The organism is Nonomuraea zeae (genome assembly GCF_005889725.1).
In the GTDB taxonomy this organism is placed as follows: Bacteria; Actinomycetota; Actinomycetes; order Streptosporangiales; family Streptosporangiaceae; genus Nonomuraea; species Nonomuraea zeae.
Window position 1 is genome coordinate 1 of sequence record NZ_VCKX01000261.1, and the last position, 17334, is coordinate 17334.

At 73.0% G+C, this 17334-nt stretch carries 16 protein-coding genes; 8 read left to right on the plus strand and 8 right to left on the minus strand.

Going from position 1 to position 17334, the window contains the following annotated elements; genetic code table 11:
• From ETD85_RS63820 to ETD85_RS48350, 3 genes are all read left to right on the plus strand, one after another.
• Window positions 1-369: hypothetical protein (locus ETD85_RS63820; protein ID WP_170247244.1), on the plus strand; the 369-nt coding region annotated here is incomplete at its 5' end.
• Window positions 370-477: 108 nt separating this feature from the next.
• Window positions 478-2490: a protein kinase domain-containing protein gene (locus ETD85_RS48345; protein ID WP_138696602.1), complete on the plus strand. Its 2013-nt coding sequence runs from the start codon at window positions 478-480 to the stop codon at window positions 2488-2490.
• Window positions 2487-2708 carry a DUF6203 family protein gene (locus tag ETD85_RS48350; RefSeq protein ID WP_138696603.1) on the plus strand — a complete coding sequence of 74 codons (222 nt, stop codon included), beginning with the start codon at window positions 2487-2489 and terminating at the stop codon, window positions 2706-2708. The genes ETD85_RS48345 and ETD85_RS48350 overlap by 4 nt, the downstream gene beginning before the upstream one ends.
• 40 nt (window positions 2709-2748) lie before the next feature.
• Here the strand turns inward: ETD85_RS48350 and ETD85_RS48355 are convergent, their stop codons facing one another.
• Window positions 2749-3978, minus strand: coding sequence for a Gfo/Idh/MocA family protein (locus tag ETD85_RS48355; protein ID WP_138696604.1), 1230 nt, complete (start codon window positions 3976-3978; stop codon window positions 2749-2751).
• Between the two features lie 98 nt (window positions 3979-4076).
• Here ETD85_RS48355 and ETD85_RS48360 point away from each other — a divergent pair, with 98 nt between their 5' ends.
• A complete protein-coding gene (locus ETD85_RS48360) occupies window positions 4077-5174 on the plus strand; it encodes an ROK family transcriptional regulator (RefSeq protein WP_138696605.1) in 1098 nt (365 codons plus the stop codon).
• Window positions 5175-5191: 17 nt separating this feature from the next.
• On the opposite strand, the gene ETD85_RS48365 is transcribed toward ETD85_RS48360, so the two are convergent.
• A complete protein-coding gene (locus ETD85_RS48365; RefSeq protein WP_138696606.1) occupies window positions 5192-5713 on the minus strand; it encodes a TetR/AcrR family transcriptional regulator in 522 nt (173 codons plus the stop codon).
• Between the two features lie 154 nt (window positions 5714-5867).
• Here ETD85_RS48365 and ETD85_RS48370 point away from each other — a divergent pair, with 154 nt between their 5' ends.
• A complete protein-coding gene (locus ETD85_RS48370; RefSeq protein WP_240779922.1) occupies window positions 5868-8027 on the plus strand; it encodes an MMPL family transporter in 2160 nt (719 codons plus the stop codon).
• Between the two features lie 43 nt (window positions 8028-8070).
• Here ETD85_RS48370 and ETD85_RS48375 read toward each other — a convergent pair whose 3' ends face one another.
• The 5 genes from ETD85_RS48375 to ETD85_RS48395 are packed head-to-tail and all read right to left on the minus strand — an operon-like array spanning window position 8071 to window position 11667.
• Window positions 8071-8388, minus strand: coding sequence for a hypothetical protein (locus tag ETD85_RS48375; protein WP_138696608.1), 318 nt, complete (start codon window positions 8386-8388; stop codon window positions 8071-8073).
• 59 nt (window positions 8389-8447) lie between these two features.
• Complete coding sequence (locus ETD85_RS48380) at window positions 8448-9095, minus strand: ArsR/SmtB family transcription factor (RefSeq protein ID WP_138696609.1); 648 nt, start codon at window positions 9093-9095, stop codon at window positions 8448-8450.
• A complete protein-coding gene (locus ETD85_RS48385) occupies window positions 9095-9592 on the minus strand; it encodes a cupin domain-containing protein (RefSeq protein WP_138696610.1) in 498 nt (165 codons plus the stop codon). Before ETD85_RS48385 ends, ETD85_RS48380 begins: the two co-directional genes overlap by 1 nt.
• A gap of 40 nt (window positions 9593-9632) precedes the next feature.
• Window positions 9633-10526, minus strand: a complete 894-nt coding sequence (locus ETD85_RS48390; RefSeq protein WP_206059344.1) for an LLM class flavin-dependent oxidoreductase — start codon at window positions 10524-10526, stop codon at window positions 9633-9635.
• A gap of 52 nt (window positions 10527-10578) precedes the next feature.
• Window positions 10579-11667, minus strand: a complete 1089-nt coding sequence (locus tag ETD85_RS48395; RefSeq protein WP_138696611.1) for an alcohol dehydrogenase catalytic domain-containing protein — start codon at window positions 11665-11667, stop codon at window positions 10579-10581.
• Window positions 11668-11828: 161 nt separating this feature from the next.
• On the opposite strand from ETD85_RS48395, the gene ETD85_RS48400 reads away from it, so the two are divergent.
• The 3 genes from ETD85_RS48400 to ETD85_RS48410 are packed head-to-tail and all read left to right on the plus strand — an operon-like array spanning window position 11829 to window position 16483.
• Window positions 11829-13043, plus strand: a complete 1215-nt coding sequence (locus ETD85_RS48400) for an ABC transporter substrate-binding protein (protein ID WP_170247245.1) — start codon at window positions 11829-11831, stop codon at window positions 13041-13043.
• The gene (locus ETD85_RS48405; protein WP_138696613.1) at window positions 13040-15742 is read left to right on the plus strand and encodes an ABC transporter permease subunit; all 2703 of its coding nucleotides are present in this window, start codon (window positions 13040-13042) and stop codon (window positions 15740-15742) included. Before ETD85_RS48400 ends, ETD85_RS48405 begins: the two co-directional genes overlap by 4 nt.
• The gene (locus tag ETD85_RS48410) at window positions 15743-16483 is read left to right on the plus strand and encodes an ABC transporter ATP-binding protein (protein WP_138696614.1); all 741 of its coding nucleotides are present in this window, start codon (window positions 15743-15745) and stop codon (window positions 16481-16483) included.
• A 32-nt stretch (window positions 16484-16515) separates the two neighbouring features.
• On the opposite strand, the gene ETD85_RS48415 is transcribed toward ETD85_RS48410, so the two are convergent.
• Window positions 16516-17238, minus strand: coding sequence for a dienelactone hydrolase family protein (locus ETD85_RS48415; protein ID WP_138696615.1), 723 nt, complete (start codon window positions 17236-17238; stop codon window positions 16516-16518).
• Between the last annotated feature and the right edge of the window lie 96 nt (window positions 17239-17334).

The window sequence follows — 17334 nt, forward strand, 5'->3', positions numbered from 1 at the left end:
GCCGGCGCCCTGGCCATGGGGGTGGCCGGGTTCGCGTTCTGGCTGCGGGGCGCGGAGGGACCGGGGCTGGAAGGAACCTGGACGGGCTCGGCCGAGCACTTCTCCGCGAACCGGATCTTCCCCGTCGAGCTCAACCTGGGCGCGGACGGCGGCGCCATGCGCTGGGGTGACGACCTGCACTGCGCCGGCCGGGTCGGGCGCACGGACAGCGGGACGGTGTTCACCCTCGATCAGGTCACGGGCAGCGAGTGCTATCCGGGGACGCTGCGCATGCTTCCGACGACCGACGTGAACCAGATGGACATCAAGGTGACTCGCGCAGGTAAGGACGAAGTGACGTATTCCGGCAAGGTCGCGCGTAGATCCTGACTGGCTGTGTCACGGTCAGGCCGCGATTGGCCTGCGCACCGTTGACTGATCCCGACCGGTTGCTTTCAGTAGAGAGCAGGAACGGGTGGCGGCGAGGGGAGACGGCCGGTGCCAACGGCGCAGCCGCTCAGAACGGGGGACCCACACCGGCTCGGGGAGTACGATCTCGCCGGACGGCTGGGTGAGGGCGGGCAGGGCGCCGTGTTCCTCGGCTCGAGAAGCGGCGAGACCTACGCGGTCAAGCTGCTGCACGGGCCGGTGGGGGACGAACGGCAGGCGTTCCTGCGGGAGGTGGAGCTGGCCAAGCACGTGGCCAGGTTCTGCACCGCCCAGGTGGTCGACGCGGGGTTCGACGAGGGCAGGGCGTACATCGTCAGCGAGTACGTCGACGGGCCCTCGCTGCACAGGGAGGTCGCGCTCGCGGGGCCGCGGCGCGGCGGGGCGCTCGAACGGCTGGCGGTCAGCACCGCCACCGCGCTGGCCGCGATCCACCGCGCGGGCATCGTCCACAGGGACTTCAAGCCGCAGAACGTGCTGCTCGGCTCCGACGGGCCGCGGGTGATCGACTTCGGCCTGGCCAGGGCGCTGGACGCGGCGGCCACGATGAGCGGCCGGGGGGTGGGGACTCCGGCGTACATGGCGCCCGAGCAGATCACGGCGTCGGCCGTCACGGGGGCGGCGGACGTGTTCTCGTGGGGCGCGACGATGTGCTTCGCGGCCAACGCCTCGGCGCCGTTCGGGCAGGACTCGGTGGCGCCGGTGCTGCACCGCATCCTGACCGCCCCGCCCGCGCTGGGCCGCCTGGACGGGCGGCTGCGGACGCTGGTGGAGGCGTGCCTGGACAAGGACGCCAGGAACCGGCCGAGCAGCAGGGAACTGCTGCTCGAACTGCTCGGCAGCGCGGATGACATCCCGTCCGAGGTGCTCAGCTCGCCGCCCGCCCACATCCTGCGCGCGCCGCCGCTCGTCCCCGAGCCCCGGCCGTCGCCCTCAGAGCACGAGCAGGAGCACGAGCAGGAGCCGGCGACCGGGCCTGGCGCGCCGATGGCCGAGCCCGAGGCGACGGGCGCGCCCGGCGGCTACCGGATGGCCGGCTCCCGGAGCGCGGAGGACCTTCGCACCGGGCGGTCCGGCCAAGGGGGTGGCGGCGGTCCCGTAACGGGGGAAAAGCCCAGAAGCGGGTGGCCACGGGCGGCCATCGCGGCGGGCGCGGCCCTGCTGGTGTCGGCCGCCGTCCTGATCGCCGTGATCAGGCCGACGACGAGCGACCAGCAGGCGAGGCAGGCCGCCGGACCCTCCGTTCCGGACTCGTCACATCCGGTGGCGTCCCGGCCTTCGCCGGGCAGGTCCACGCCGCCCAAGACCAGGGAGCCGCAGGGAGACCGCAGGCCCACCGCGGACCCGCCGGTCGCGCGGCCGGTGACGGTGCCGATCCCGGCGCTGGCGGGGATGGACCGGGCCACCGCGACCAGGGCGATCAAGGAAGCGGGGCTGGTGCTGGGCGCGGTCGGCAAGCTCGACTCGGCGCGCAAGATCGGCCAGGTGCTCGGCAGCAGGCCCGCCGCGGGCACGGTCGTGGACAAGGGCAGCACGGTCTCGCTGGAGGTGTCGGCGGGCCTGGCCGTGCCCGTGCTCGCCGGGCTCCAGCGCAGGACCGCTGAGGCGGCGCTGACCGGTGCGGGCCTGCAGACCGGCCCGGTCACCAGGGTCTGCTCCGCGCAGCAGAACGGCCAGGTGCTCTCCAGCCGGCCGCAGGCGGGCCACCGCGTCACCGGCGGCACCGCCGTGGCCCTCACGGTGGCGCGCCGGGGCGCCCCGGTGCCCTCGGTCGCCGGGCAGGCCCGCGAGACCGGGCGCGCCGCGCTGATCGCGGCGGGCCTCACGGTCCACGTCAAGGAGCAGGTCGTGGACGACGAGTCGAAGGTGGACACGATCCTGAGCCAGAGCCTCGCGCCGGGCACCTGTGCCGCGCCCGGTGCGGAGGTCCTGATCGTGGTCGGCCTGGCCGGTCAGTCGGGCCCGGACCCGGGCGAGACCACGCCGACCCCGACCGGCCCGGCGGCCGGCGGACGACGCCTTCCATGCGTGCCCGGCTCGCACAAGGGCAGGTGCAGGGCATGAGGAAGCTCTTCAATCTCGTGGTGGCACGCTGGCTGGCGCGTACGCCGGTCGGCCTGATCGCGCTGGGCATCGGCTGGTTCCTGGCCCGCCGGCGCAGGCGCAACCGGGCCGCCGGTCACGACCAGGCGAGCGGCCGCACCCCGGCCGGTCGCACCCCGGCCGGCCGGCGCGACCGGACCAGGCGCGAACGCAGGCGGGCGGTGTCGTCGGCTCGTTAGGCGTCCGCCCTGCCGTCGGTCTGGACGAGCTTCGACGCGCTCACCGGGGGGCTCCTTCGAGGGTCACCGTCTCGCCGGTCAGGCGCGACCTCTCCGCGGCCCAGGCGATGAGGTGGCTGTGCAGGCTCTCGCCCGGCGAGGAGAGGATCGAGGAGCGATCCCGGGTGGCGACCGCGGACAGGAACGCGTTCATCAGCCCTTCGTCGCCGCCCCCGTGGCCGCCCGCGGCCGTCGCGTCGCCCGTGGGCCGGGTCTCGACGGTCTCGGAGCGGCCGGTGACGAAGTCGTGGACGGTCAGCCGGTCGCCGTCGCCGTCGATCGAGCCGCGGGTGCCGAAGATCCGGGTCTGCCGGTGCAGCGCCGGGGTGAAGGCGGTCATGGTGAACGACACGGTCGTGCCGCCGTCGAACTCCATGTTCACGACCTGGTGGTCGACCACGTCGTTGTCGCAGTCGTAGACGCACCTGCCGTACGGGCCGGTGCGGAGCGCGTCGAGCACGCCCTGCTCCGAGACGTCGTCCGTGAGCACCGACAGCGGCCAGGCCGCCTTGCCGGCCAGCGGTAGGTAGATGCGCTTGGCCGAGTACGGGCAGTCCGCCTCCACCTGGCAGTCCAGGCAGCGCTCCGCCGCGCCCGCTGGCCGGTTCTCCGGGCGGAAGTGCTTGAGCCCGCCGAAGGAGGAGACGCGGGTGACCTGCTTGCCGGTGAGGTGGACCAGCCAGTCGAGGTCGTGGCACGACTTGGCGAGCAGCATGAACGTGGACTCGTCCGTACGCCGCCAGTTGCCCCGCACGTACGAGTGCGCCTGGTGCCACCAGCCGACCGGCTCCAGGTGCTGGATGCTGACGATCTCCCCGATCCGGCCCGCGTCGAGCAGCCCCTTGAGCACGCGCGTGTACGGGGTGTAGCGCAGCACGTGGCAGACGGCGAAGATCTGGCCGGTCCGCTCGGCCGCGGCGACGATCGCCCGGCAGTCGTCCTCGGAGACCGCCATCGGCTTCTCCAGCAGGATGTCGTAACCGAGCTCGGCGAAGCGCACCGCGGGCTCGACGTGGTCGCGGTCCTGGGTGGCGATGACCACGGCGTCCGCCTGGCGCGGCAGCGCGGCCAGCTCGCGCCAGCCGGCGTACTGCGCCGCCTCCGGGAACCTGCCGCGGCGGCTGTCCAGCGGATCCGCCACCGCGACCACCCGCGCCTGCCCGCTCTCGACGGCATGGCGGGCGTACGAGGTCCCCCGCGAGCCCGCGCCGACGACGGCGAGAGTGACCATTGCGCCTCCACATATGTAACCAGTTCACGTATGTCGGCCGATGCTAGGATCCGGCCAGGCGAACGTCAATAGGAAAGATGTCGCGAAAGGTGCCATAAGTGACGGAGCTCCGGCCGGGTGACGCGTCACTGCTGCGCAAGGTCAACACCCAGGTCACGCTCAGGGCTCTGCGCCGCGCGGGCGTGGCCACGCTGACCCAGCTGGGCCGCATCACCGGGTTGTCCAGGCAGACGGTCGAGGCGGTGCTCGACGAGCTGGGCGAGCGCGGCTACGTCAGGGAGGTGCCGCCCGACGAGGGGGTCATGGGGCGGCCCGCGCGGCGCTTCGGGTTCCGCGCCGACGCCGGCTACGTGGTGGGCGTGGAGGTCGGCGGCGACGCCATCGTGGCCGCGCTGGCCGATCTCAACGGCGAGGTGATCGCCTGGGAGCGGGCCGGCGTCTCAGGGGACGCGGCGGTGCACGAGCGGCTGGAGGCGGCCCGGCGTACGGCGCTGAAGTGCGTGGACGGCGCGGGCGTGGCGCGCAGGCGCGTGTGGGCGCTCGCGGCCGGCACCCCGGGCATCGTGGACCGCACCGGGCGGGTGTCGCTGTCGATCACCCTGCCCGGCTGGACGGGCGTGGACCTGGCCGGGCTGGCGGGGCGCTGGTTCGGCTGCCCCGCGCTGGCGGCCAACGACGCCAACCTCGCCGTGCTCGCCGAGCACTGGCGGGGCAGCGCGCAGCACGCCTCCGACGTCGTGTACGTCCTGCTCGGCCACCGGGCGGGCGCCGGCATCCTCATCGGCGGGCGCCTGCACCCCGGCCGCAACGGGGCCGCCGGCGAGATCGGCACCCTGCGGCAGGTCGGCTGGGAGGACGCCGCCCGCGAGCTGGTCAAGGACGCACCGGCGGCGCGGGTGTTCGAGGCGGCGCTCCGGGGCGAGCGCGACGCCGTGCGGCGGGTCGACCGTTACGCGGAGAGCCTGGCGATCGGCGCCTCGGCCCTCGCCCTGGCCGTCGACCCCGACCTGCTGGTGCTCGGCGGCGGCTACGCGCAGGCCGGTGACGTGCTGCTCGAACCGCTGCGCAGGCACCTGGCCGAGCTGTGCGTGAGCGCGCCCGAGATGGTCACGTCCACGTTCGGCGACGAAGGGGTGGCGCTGGGCGCGGTCCGCCTGGCGCTCGATCACGTCGAGCGGGACGTGCTCGGACTCTGACCTTGGCGGAAGGTCCGCTAGCAGCCGCGGACGGCTTCCAGCAGGACGGTCCTGACCTGCTCCTCCGGCAGGTCCATCGTCTTGACCGCACCCCACTGCAGCGCGCCGAGCAGGGCCCAGCTCCTGAGCCGGAGCTCCGGTCCGGGATCGTCGCCCGCGAGCTTGGCGAAGATCTCGTCCCTGAACGTCCGGATCGTCACCCGCTCCGCGTCCTGCGGGACGGAGTCGTCGGCGGCCAGGTCCTCCATGAACAGGCGGATCACGGACCGGTACCGCACCGCGAACGCGACCAGCGCCTCGACGAAGTCCGCCCGCGTGGCGTGGTCCGTGCCGAGGAGCACGAGCATGTCGCCGGCCGCGGGGGAGAGCAGCTCGGAGGCCAGCCGGTCCTTCGGGTGGAAGTGATAGGCCACGGCGGTCTTGGTCAGCCCGACGGCGGCGGCGATGTCGGCGAGCGAGGTGGCCGCGTAGCCGCGTTCGGCGAAGAGTTCTCTGGCGGCGGCCAGGATCCGGGTACGGGTGTCGTCGGCTGTGTTCATCGTCTCATTTCCCTGCGGGATACAGCCCTCCGGTCATCCCCCGTTTTATCGTATGTCCTGTACGACCGTACAGGACGGCCGTCGGGTGGGGGCTGAAGCGATGACGCGGGTGCTGGGACGGCTGGGCGGATGGTGCGCGCGTCACGGTCGGATCGTGCTGGTCTTATGGGTGATCGCGGCCGCCGCGCTGATGGGCAGCAGTCTGGTCTTTCCGAGCCCGACGAGCAATGACGCCAGCATCCCCGGCACCGACGCGCAGCGCGCGCACGACCTCATGAAGGAGGGCTTCGGGTCGGGGTACGCGACGGGCGGCACGGTGCAGCTGCTGGTGTACTCGGCCGGCGGGCCCCTCATTGACGACGCGCGCAAGCGGGCCGTGGAGCAGTCGATGGACCGGCTGCGCGAGATGCCGCACGTCGAGCAGGTGGAGACGCCCTTCCGCCGGGGCGGCATCTCCTCCAACCTGCAGATCGGGCTCATCACCGTACGCATGCAGGGCCACGACACGAGCAAGCTCGCCCAGACCACGCAGGCCCTGTCGAAGGCCGCGGACCCGGCGCGGGCCGCCGGGCTCGAAGTGGTGCCGGCCGACAGCTCCACCCCCGCCGACAAGGAGATCAAGACCGGGCCGAGCGAGATCATCGGCGTGATCTGCGCGCTGCTGGTGCTGGTGTTCGCGTTCGGGACCCTGGTGGCGGCGGTCATCCCGATCTTCGCCGCGATGATCAGCGTCGCGTCGGGGCTCGGCGTGATCGGGCTGCTCGGGTGGGTCGTGGACATGCCCAAGCAGGCCGGCATCATGGCCACGATGATCGGGCTCGGCGTGGGCATCGACTACGCGCTGTTCCTGCTGTCCCGCCATCGCCGGCTGCTGGCCGACGGGGTGCCGGTCGTGGAGTCCGTACGCAGGACCGTGGCCAGCTCGGGCGGGGCCGTCGTCTTCGCCGGCGGCACGGTGATCATCGCGCTGAGCGCGCTGCTGCTGGCCGGCTTCCCGCTGCTGGCCACCCTGGGCTGGGTCACCGGCATCTCCGTCGTCGCCGCGGTGCTGACCTCGGTCACGCTCGTACCCGCCCTGCTCGGGGTGCTCGGTCACCGCGTCAACGCGCTCAAGGTGCCGTTCCTGCGCGGCTCCGGCTCGTCGGGCACCGGCTGGGCGGGCCTCGGCGTGTGGGTGGCGCGCCGCCCCTGGCGGGTGCTGCTGGCCAGCGCGCTCGTGCTGGGCGCGCTGGCCGCGCCCGCGCTCGCGCTGAAGCTGGGCTCGCTCGACGAGGGCTACGGCACCCAGGGGTCGGAGTCCAGGCGCGCCTATGAGCTGATGGCCACCGGCTTCGGCCCCGGCTCCAACGGGCCGCTGATCGTGGTCGCCGAGCTGCCCTCGAAGGTGGCGGACGCCAAGGACCCCATCGTGGACAACCTCGCCCGCGAGGTGGCGGACGTGGACGGCGTCGCGCACGTGAGCGAGCCCAAGGTCAACACCTCCGGCCGCTCGGTGCTGCTCCAGGTCGTCACCGACTACGCCCCCAGTGACGACCGGGCCGCCGAGGTGGTCAGAGACGTCAGGGCCATCGCGCTGCCCGGCGTCCAGGTGCACGTCGGCGGGAAGGTCGCCGGGCTGACGGACGCCGGGGACCGGATGGCCGAGCGCACCCCGCTGGTCATCGGCGTGGTGGTGCTGCTGAGCGCCCTGCTCCTGCTGCTGGCCTTCCGCGCGCCCGTCGTGGCGATCAAGGCGGCGGTGATGAACCTCGTCTCGCTGGGCGCCGCGTTCGGGGCGCTGGCGATGGTGTTCTCGATCGGGCTGGGCAGCGGGCTGGTGGGCATGGATCCGCCGGTCAGCTCGTCGTTCGTGCAGACGGTGTTCTTCTCGGTGCCGATCGAGAGCTATGTGCCGTTGATGCTCTTCGCGGTGCTGTTCGGGCTGTCGATGGACTACGAAGTGTTCCTGCTGACGGCGGTGCGGCAGGCGTACCTGCGGCATGGGGACAACGGGCGGGCGGTGGCCGAGGGGCTGGGCTCGACGGGGCGGGTGATCACGTCGGCCGCGCTGATCATGGTGGCGGTGTTCGTGGCGTTCATCGCGTACCCGGATCCGATGGTGAAGACGTTCGGGGTCGGGCTGGCGGTGGCCATCGCGGTGGACGCCACGATCATCAGGGGTTTCCTGGTGCCCGCGACCATGGTGCTGCTGGGTCGGCTCAACTGGTGGTGCCCGCGGTGGCTGGACCGGATCCTGCCGAACCTGTCGGTGGAGGGCCACGAGGAGGAGGAGCCCGTGCCGGCCCGGCCCGAGCGGGTCAAGGCCGGCGTCTGACCGGGTCGTGGCGCGACGTGAGACCGGCGCGGGGGCGCGGTCGTCAGTCCGGGTCGGCGAGGTTGCAGGCGGGGACCCAGCCGACGACGCCGGTGGTTGCGTTGCGGCCGTGGTACCACAGAGTGCTCTCGAAGTGGTCGCAGCGGTAGAGCCCGTGCTCCTCCGAGCGGTCCGAGTCGAAGCCCTGGCCCGCGTAGCCGAGGCCGTTGCGGCCGGAGCCGGCCCGCGGCTCGCTCCAGATGATCACGCCCTGGGCGCCGAAGTCGTAGAGACGCCTGGCCTGGGCCGCCTGGGCGTGAACCAGGCCGCCCAGCGCCAGGGCCGTGAGCAGACCCGCGATGGTGGCTCGTCTGATGTGCACTGCTGCCTCCCTCTGTGAAGTCGCGATCGCTTCGTCGCTCACAGTAAAGGAGTGGTCACTCATCGTTCCAATGGTTTTTCCTCGCGCCGCCAGCCGAGGAAGCCGCCGTCCAGGGGGCTGGCGTCGTAGCCGTGCTCGCGCAGCAGGCGAACCGCCTCGGGGGAGACCACGCAGTACGGGCCCCCGCAGTACGCCACGATCCGCGCCTGTTTCGGCAGGTCGTCCAGGTGGTCGCGGAGCTCGGCCAGGGGCACCGAGATCGCTCCGGGCACGTGGCCGGCGGCGTAGTCGGCCGCGGAGCGCACGTCCATGACCAGCGTGGCCGGGTCCGCGAGCCGGGAGGCCAGCTCGTCGGCGGTCACCCCCTCCAGAGAGCCCAGCCGGGCCCGCACGGCGGCGCGCAGGTCGGCGAGCCGCCCGTCGGCGAAGCCCTGGAACTCGCCCAGGAACCGCGACACCCCGTCGTCGGCCAGCCGGTAGTAGAGGCGGGTGCCCTCCCGCCTGCTGGTCACCAGGTGGGCGGCGCGCAGCTGCTGCAGCTGGGCCGAGGTGTTCTTCAGCGGGATCCCCGCCGCCTGGGCCAGCTCCTCGACCGTGCGCTCGCGCTGGTCGAGCACATCCAGCAGGCGCAGCCGCACCGGGCTGGCCAGTGCCTTGCCGATGCGGGCGAGCTGCTCGTAGATGGGCTCCTCGGGGAACTGCGCCATCAGACCATGTACTGGTCGTGACGCAGGTACAGCTCGGTCCACTCGTCGGGGGTGAGCTGCCGGCCGGTCGTGGCGATCTCCGCCAGCTCCTCGAAGTAGCGCTCGCGCGGCGCGCCCGGAGTGAACAGGATCAGCATCGAGGCCGGCTCTCCCGACTCGTTGCGGAAGCTGTGCACCCCGCCCTCGGGCAGGAACAGGAAGTCGCCGGGCCGGCCGTCGGCCCACTTGTCGCCGTTGTAGAGCCGGATCGTGCCGGACAGCACGTAGAACGACTCGGTCATGGTGCGGTGGAAGTGCGGGCCCGGACCGGACGGGCGGGGGCCCATCTCCCACCGGTACAGGCCGTAGGCGCCGTTCGTGGAGCCGCCCGTGGCGAGGTAGTGCACCTGCGTGCCGCCCTCGCCCATGGTCAGGTCGGGCTGCCGGTCGCCGGACAGGTCGAAGACGCCGCTGTGCTCGCCGGTCTCGCCGAAGTAGCGGGGCTCAGGATAGGACATTTCGCCTCCTCTAATGGTCTAAGGAAGCTTAGAATAGATTTCACAATTCCGGTAGGACCTCTGTCGCGATCCGTTCGAGCTGCTCGGGCTCGTCGAACATCGAGTCCAGCAGGATCAACTCCGCGCCGGCCGCGATCACCTCGCGCAGGCCCCGTACGCAGTTCTGCGGCGGCCCGGCGACGGCGACGTCCGCGGTGCCGTACATGTGCCGCAGCGGCCCCTCGATCCGGCTCGCGTCGCCGACCGAGATGTAGACGCGCTTGGCGATCCGGAAGCCGTCCGGGTGGCGCCCGGCGGCGGCCAGCTCGGCCCGCACCGTGCGCACCTGCTCCGCGAACGCCGCCGTGGTCGCGCCGCCCGCGCCTACGAACCCGTCGGCGTGCCTGACCGCGCGCCTGATCGCGGCGGGCCGGTGGCCGCCCATCCAGATCGGCGGGTGCGGCTTCTGGTACGTCTTGGGCTCCATGGCGCCCTGCACCCGGAAGAACCGCCCGGTAAAGTCGATCTTGGACTCGGTCCAGCACGCCTTCATCAGCTGGACGCCCTCGGTGAAGCGCGTCACGAGGCCGTCGGCCGGGATCCCGGCGGCAGTGGCCAGGTCCTTGCCGCCGAGCCCGAAGCCCACCTCCAGGCGGCCCAGGCTGAGCTGGTCGAGGGTGGCGATGCTCTTGGCCAGGTGGAGCGGGCTGTGCAGGGTGCTGACGAAGACCGCGCAGCCGAGCCTGAGCCGCTCGGTGCAGGCGGCGGCGTACGTCATGACCTCGATCGGGCCGAGGGCGGGGACCGGCGCGAGCGTGGCCTCGCGGGTCCAGGCGCTGTGGAACCCGAGCTCTTCGGTGCGCCGCACGTAGTCGCGGAACGCGCCGGGGTCGAACGTGCCGTCGGCGACCTGCTGGGGCAGGGAGACGGCGTACTGGATCGTCGTTTGTGCCATGTTCCCCTGATAGCCCTGTCGCGCGGGTCCGTCCAGCCTCGCGCGCGCCGGGTCAGAAGGTGATGACCGTCCGCGCGACGGTCCCTTGCCTGACGTGGGCCACGGCCTCGTTGATCTGGTCGAGCGGCAGCCGCTCCGAGATCAGGCCGCCCAGGTCCAGCCGCCCGCGGAGATACTGTCCGGCCAGCATGGGCAGGTCACGGTGCGGCGCGGCGTCGCCGCCCTGGGTGCCCATCAGGCGGCGGGAGGCGAACAGCAGCCCGGTGTCCAGCTCCATCGGACGGCCCTGCGGCGGGCTGCCCACCATGACCGTGGTGCCGCCCGGCTGGGTCGCCGCGAACGCCTGCGCCAGGACGCCGGGGACGCCGGTCGCGTCGAAGGCGTAGTCCACGCCGCCCCGCACCAGCTCGCCCACCTGGCGCGGCAGGTCCGTGCCCAGGACGGTGTGGGTGGCGCCGAAGCGCTCGGCCAGCTTCAGCTTCTGCTCGGCCACGTCGGCGGCGACGATCGTGGTCGCGCCGGCGAGCACCGCCCCCTGGACGACGTTGAGCCCCACGCCGCCGCAGCCCACGACGAGGACGCTGGCGCCCGGCTGGACCCGGGCGACGTTGAGCACCGCGCCGACGCCGGTGACGACGCCGCAGGCCAGCAGGCACAGGGCGTCGAAGGGGGCGTTCTTGGTGACTTTCACGCACATGAGCTCGCTGACCACCGCGTACTCGGCGAACGACCCGATGCCGATGAAGCGGCGGGTCTGCTGCCCGTCGAGGGTGACCCTGGGCGGGCCGCCCATGATCGTGGGCAGCCGGGCGGGGCCCACGCACAGGTGGAAGCGGCCGGAGCCGCACTGGCGGCAGTGCCCGCAGGGGCCGTTCATGGCGATGATGACGTGGTCGCCGGTCTTGACGGTGGTGACGCCCGTACCGACGCTCTCGACCACCCCGGCGCTCTCGTGCCCGAGGATGAACGGCAGCTTGCCCACCACGGGGCTCTTCCCGTCGATGGCCTTGAGGTCGGACCCGCACACGCCCGAAGCCTTGATCCGCACGCGGACCTCGCCGGGACCCGGATCGGCGATCTCGACCTCGCGCAGCTCCATAGGAGCGTGGAACCCGGTCAGCACGGCCGCGCGCATCAGCATGGGCCTCACGGTAACCCGGCGGGAAATCGTGAGCAAGCGGTTGCTCGGGAGCCCGTTGACACCCCTCGGGGGTGAATTTACGCTCGGCGCAAAACCAAGCGAGCGCTAGGCCAAATCGCAGGGAGGCCATCATGGTACGGCGGGGCCCAACGGTGGCCACAATGGTGCTCACGCTGCTCCTCACAGGGTGCGCGGCCCAGCAGAAGAGCAGCGGCGGCGGCGCGGCCGCCCCAGGCGTGACCGCGACCACGATCAAGATCGGCGGCGTGCTGACCAAGACCAGCGCCAGCGGATACTCCACCAAGGACGCCGAGGTGGGCGCCAAGGCCAGGTTCGAGCGGGCCAACGCCGCGGGCGGAGTGCACGGCCGGAAGATCGAGTTCCTCGGGGCCGAGGACGACGGGCAGGACGCGGCCAAGGGCGACGCGGCGGCCAAGAAGCTGGTGCAGAAGGACCAGGTCTTCGCCCTCGTCCCGGTGCACGCCCCCAACTTCGGCGGCGCCGCCTTCCTGGAGCAGCAGGGCGTGCCCTGGTTCGGCTGGGCGACCGGGCCGCAGTGGTGCGGCACGAAGACCGGCTTCGGCTACAACGGCTGCCTGGCGCCCAAGCAGGGGGCGGGCTCGCAGACGTGGTGGGGCAGGCAGATGGCCGAGCTGCTCGGCGGTGCCGACGGCAAGGCCGTGTACGTGCAGACCAGCGACTCCAGCGGCAGCAAGTACGGCGGCACGACCATCTCCCAGTCGTTCACCGCGGCCGGCTTCAAGCTGGTCGGCGTGAACTCCGGCCTGCCGGCCGCCGCGCCCCCACCCGACTGGCTCCCGTACGTCAACAAGATCATGACCTCGAACGGCGGCCAGGCCCCTGACATCGTCGTATCGGTGATCGCGGGCACCAAGTTCAACGTCGGCCTGTACTCGGCACTCAAGCGGGCCGGCTACCGGGGCGTGCTGACGGACGCGACCAGCTACGACGCCGCCATACTCAAGGACAAGGCCAGCGCGCAGGCCCTGGAGGGCGTGATCGCCGCGCCGATGTTCGAGCCGTTCGAGTCCAGCGCCCCCGAGATCGCCCAGTTCAAGCAGGACGTCGAGAAGGTCGCGCCGGGCGCGACGCCGACCCAGCACATGGCGATCGGCTACTGGGCCGCCGACATCTTCCTCGACATGCTGACCAAGGCCGGCAAGGACCTGACCAGGGAGAAGTTCCTGGCCACGGGCAACGGCTCGTACCTCTACGAGAACGCCGGGTTCGGCCGGATCGAGTATCCCAAGGACCACAGCGAGCCCAACGGCTGCGGCGCCCTGGTCAAGCTGGAGAACGGCGCCTTCCAGGTCGCCAAGAGCATGAAGTGCTTCGACAACGTGCCGCTCAAATGATCCTTGGCTACGTGCTCAGCGGCCTGGTCACCGGAGCGGTGTTCGCGATCATGGGATCGGGCCTGACGCTGTCGTACGCGGCGACCGGGGTGTTCAACTTCGCCCACGGCGCCGTCGGATTCCTGTCCGCCCTGCTGTTCTACGAGCTCAACGTGGCCGCCGGGCTGCCGGCGTGGCTGTCGGCCCTGGTCTCGGCCGGGCTGTTCGCGCCCGCGCTCGGCTACGTGCTGCACAGGAGCATGTTCCGCGGCCTGGCCCAGGCGGGGGAGACCGCGCAGATCGTCGCCACGATCGGGCTCACGATCGCGCTGCCCGCGCTCGGCCTGCTGGTCGTGGACCTGGCCGGGCTGCCGCCCGCGGACGCCACCTCGCTGCCGCGCGGCGTCGGGCCGCATCCCGCCGGGACCTTCGAGCTGGCCGGCGTCCGCCTGGACACCGACCAGCTCATCACGTTCTGCTTCTCGGCGGTGGCGGCGGCCGGGCTGTGGGCGTTCATGCGGCACACCCCGTACGGGCTGCGCATGCGGGCCTCCGTCGACCGCCGCCGTCTGGCCACGCTCCGGGGCATCGACGCCGACGCCACCTCCGCGCTGGCCTGGATGCTCGGCTCGGGCCTCGCCGGGCTGGCCGGGGTGCTGGCCGTGCCGGTGATCGGGCTGGACGCGACGGCGTACACGGTGCTGCTGTTCGCCTCGGCCACGGCGGCGGTGTTCGGGCGGCTGCGCTCGATCCCCTGGACGTTCGCGGCCGGGCTCGCGCTCGGCGTGGTCCAGAACCTGGTGGCCGGCTACACCGACTTCCTCCAGGAGGTCACCGGGCTGCGCACGGCCGTCCCGGTGATCCTGCTGTTCGCCGGACTCGTGCTGCTGAACAGGTCACGCGCGCGGGTCGCGGGCAGCGCGGCCGAGGACGCGCCGCCGCCCGACCACCTGGCGGGGCTGCCGCCGTGGCGCCGGCGGCTCCCGTGGGCGCTGGGCCTGGCCGCGCTGCTGGCGTTCGCCTTCACCGCCCCCGAGTACTACGCGGGCGTGGCCGCGCAGGGGCTCGTGCTGGCGCTCATCTTCTGCTCGTTCGTGGTGGTCACGGGGATCGGCGGCATGGTCAACCTGGCCCAGGCCGCCTTCGCCTCGATGGCGGCGCTGACGTGCGGATGGGCGTTCTCCTCCGGGCTGCCGTTCTTCGTGGCCATCCTGCTGGGCGTGCTGGCGGCCAGTGCCGTGGGGATCCTGGTGGCGCTGCCCGCGCTGCGGCTGGGCGGGCGGGTGCTGACGCTCGCCACGCTGGCCATGGCGCTGCTGGCCGACCAGGTGCTGTTCCAGGTGGACGCGTTCAGCAACGGGACGATCGGGTGGTCGCTGCCCGCGCTCGGGTTCGGCTTCGCCGACACCTCCGACCCGCGGGTGCGGGTGGTGGTGCTGCTCGTGCTGATCGGCGGGGTGGCGCTGCTCGTGCGCAACCTGGAGCGGTCGGCGTCCGGGCGGGCCATCCTGGCGGTGCGGTCCGCGCCGGCCGCCGCCACGACCTCGGGGCTGTCCGCGCCGCGGACGAAGATCATGCTCTTCGCGCTGGCCTCGGCGATCGCCGGGCTGGGCGGCGTGCTGTTCGCGGTCTCGAAGGGCTCGATCACCGCGACCGACCTGCCGGCGTTCTCCGGGTTCGTGTGGCTGGCCGTGGTGGTGCTGCAGGGGGTGCGCCGGATCGGCGGCGCGGTGCTCGGCGGGCTCATCGCCGTGGTGGTGCCCGAACTGCTCGCCACGTGGGATCTGTCCGCGCACGTCGGGGCCATCCTGTTCGGGGCCGGGGGAGTCATCCTGGCCCGGCATCCCGACGGGGTGCTCACGCAGCTCGCGGAGCTCCGCCATCGCCGCCGCCGCGACTCCGGGGAGGCGGCGGCGCCCGTGGAGCCCGCGCCCGCCGGACGCGCCTTCGCACCGGAGCCGGTCCCCGGCCCGCGCCTGGCCGCGCCGGAACGCGGGTCTGCGGAGGTCGCGGAGGTCGCGGAGCTCGCTGCGCGGGAGGGGGCACTGTTCAGCATGGCTGGCGTGGTCGCCGGGTACGCGGACTGCACCGTCCTGCGCGGCGTCGATCTGGACGTACGCCCGGGCGAGGTCGTCGCGCTGCTCGGCGCGAACGGCGCGGGCAAGTCCACCACCTGCGCGGTGGCCGCCGGCGACCTGCCCGCCACCGGCGGCCGGATCCTGCTGGAGGGCGCGGACGTGACCGCCTGGCCGGCCTGCCGCAGGGCACGGGCCGGCATCCTGCTCGCGCCGGAGGGCCGGGGCGTCTTCCCCGGCCTCACCGTGGAGGAGAACCTGCGCACCTGGCTGCCCGACCCCGGGCCCGCCTACGAGCGGCTGCCCAAGCTGGGGGAGCGGCGGGCCGTGCTCGCGGGCGCGCTGTCCGGCGGCGAGCAGCAGTTGCTGGCACTCGCCCCCGCGCTGGTGCGCCCGCCCCGGGTGCTGATCGCGGACGAGCCGTCGCTCGGCCTGTCGCCGCTGGCGGTGCGGCAGGTGTTCGAGGTCTTCGCCGAGCTGCGTGCCCTCGGGGTGGCACTGCTGCTGGTCGAGGAGAAGGCGTCGGAGGTGCTCGCGGTGGCCGACCGGGTGGCGTTCATGCGGCTGGGACGCGTCACCTGGACGGGGCCGCGGTCCGAGGTGGACAGCGAGCGGCTGACCGCCGCCTACCTGGGGGTGAGCTGAATGCTGTCCGTCGAGGGCGTGTCGGTGTGGTTCGGCGGCGTCAAAGCGCTGGACGAGGTGTCGTTCGAGGTGGGCGAGGGCCGGATCCAGGGCGTGATCGGCCCGAACGGCGCGGGCAAGACGACGCTGTTCGACGTCGTGTCCGGGCTGTGCCGGCCGAGCGAGGGGCGGGTCAGCCTGGCGGGCCGCGACCTGACCCGGGTGTCCCCGGTCCAGCGGGCCAGGGCCGGGTTGCGGCGCACGTTCCAGCGCACGCAGGTCTTCGGGCGGCTCACCGTGGCCGACAACGTGCTGGCCGCGCTCGACTGGCATGGCGGCGGTGGCGGCCTGGCCGCCGACCTGGCCGGCTGGCCGGGCCGGCGGCGGCTCGAACGCGAGCGGCGCGAGCGCGTGGCCGAGGTGCTGGAGCTGTGCGGGCTCACCCCCCTGCGCGACGCCTACGCCGCCGCGCTGCCCGTCGGCCAGCGCCGGCTCGTCGAGCTGGCCCGCGCCCTGGCCGACCGGCCCCGGGTGCTGCTGCTCGACGAGCCCACCTCCGGCCTGGACGCCGACCAGACCGTACGGCTCGCCGCGGCCGTCAAGGCGCTGGGCACGACGGTGCTGCTCGTCGAGCACGACATGGGCTTCGTCATGGAGACCTGCGACACGATCGTCGTGCTCGACCTGGGCAAGGTGATCGCCACCGGTCCGCCCGCCGCGATCAGGCAGGATCCGGTGGTCAGGGCCGCCTACCTGGGCTGACCGGCAGGACGGTCCGGCGGGGCCGCGCGGGTTTATGAATGGCGCTCGGTGAACGACAGGATCCGGCGCCAGGCGTCCTGGCACGCCTCGGCCCACTCGCCGTACGAGCGGTCGAAGAACGAGTGCGGCGCGCCCTCGTAGATGTGCGACTCGTGCTCCGTGCCCACCCGGTCGAGCGCGGCCGTGTACGCGTCGAACTCCTCCGGCGTCGAAGCCGTGTCCGCACCGCCCCTGAGCAGCAGGATCGGCGCGCCGGGGCCCTCGGACGGCGGCTCTATGGCCCGCAGCGCGCCGTAGAAGCCGATGCCGCCGGCCAGTCCGTTGCTCCCCTCGGCGGCCTGCCGCCACGAGTGGGCGCCGCCCATGCAGAAGCCCACCGTGAACACGGGCCCGTCCAGCGCCTGGGTGGCCGCCAGCGCGTCGGCCCTGATCTGCCCGGTCTGGAGCTGCTTGACGTGGGCCATGTGGTCGAAGTCGTCGCCCCGGTCGCCGCGGCCCGCCGTACGGCCGAAATAGTCGATCGCGATCGTGGAGAAGCCCGCCTCGGCGAACCGCACGGCGAGATCGCGGTAGAACGGGTGCAGCCCGCGCACGTCCGGCAGGATCACGACCGAGCGGCCGTTCGGCTCGGCCGGCTCGGCGCGGTAGGCCGTGAACGTGTTGCCGTCGGCGGCGGTCAGCTCGATCTGCTCATGCGAGGCCACCTCGCCCTGGATCGGCGGTGCGGGCGGCCTGCTGTCAGAGGAATGGCACATGCGCTCAGCATGCCCAGCGGCGATCCGCTCATCCCGCCCGGCTCGGTACGGGAGCGCCGCCCGCGATGCCCGCCCGCGATGCCCGCCCGCGATGCC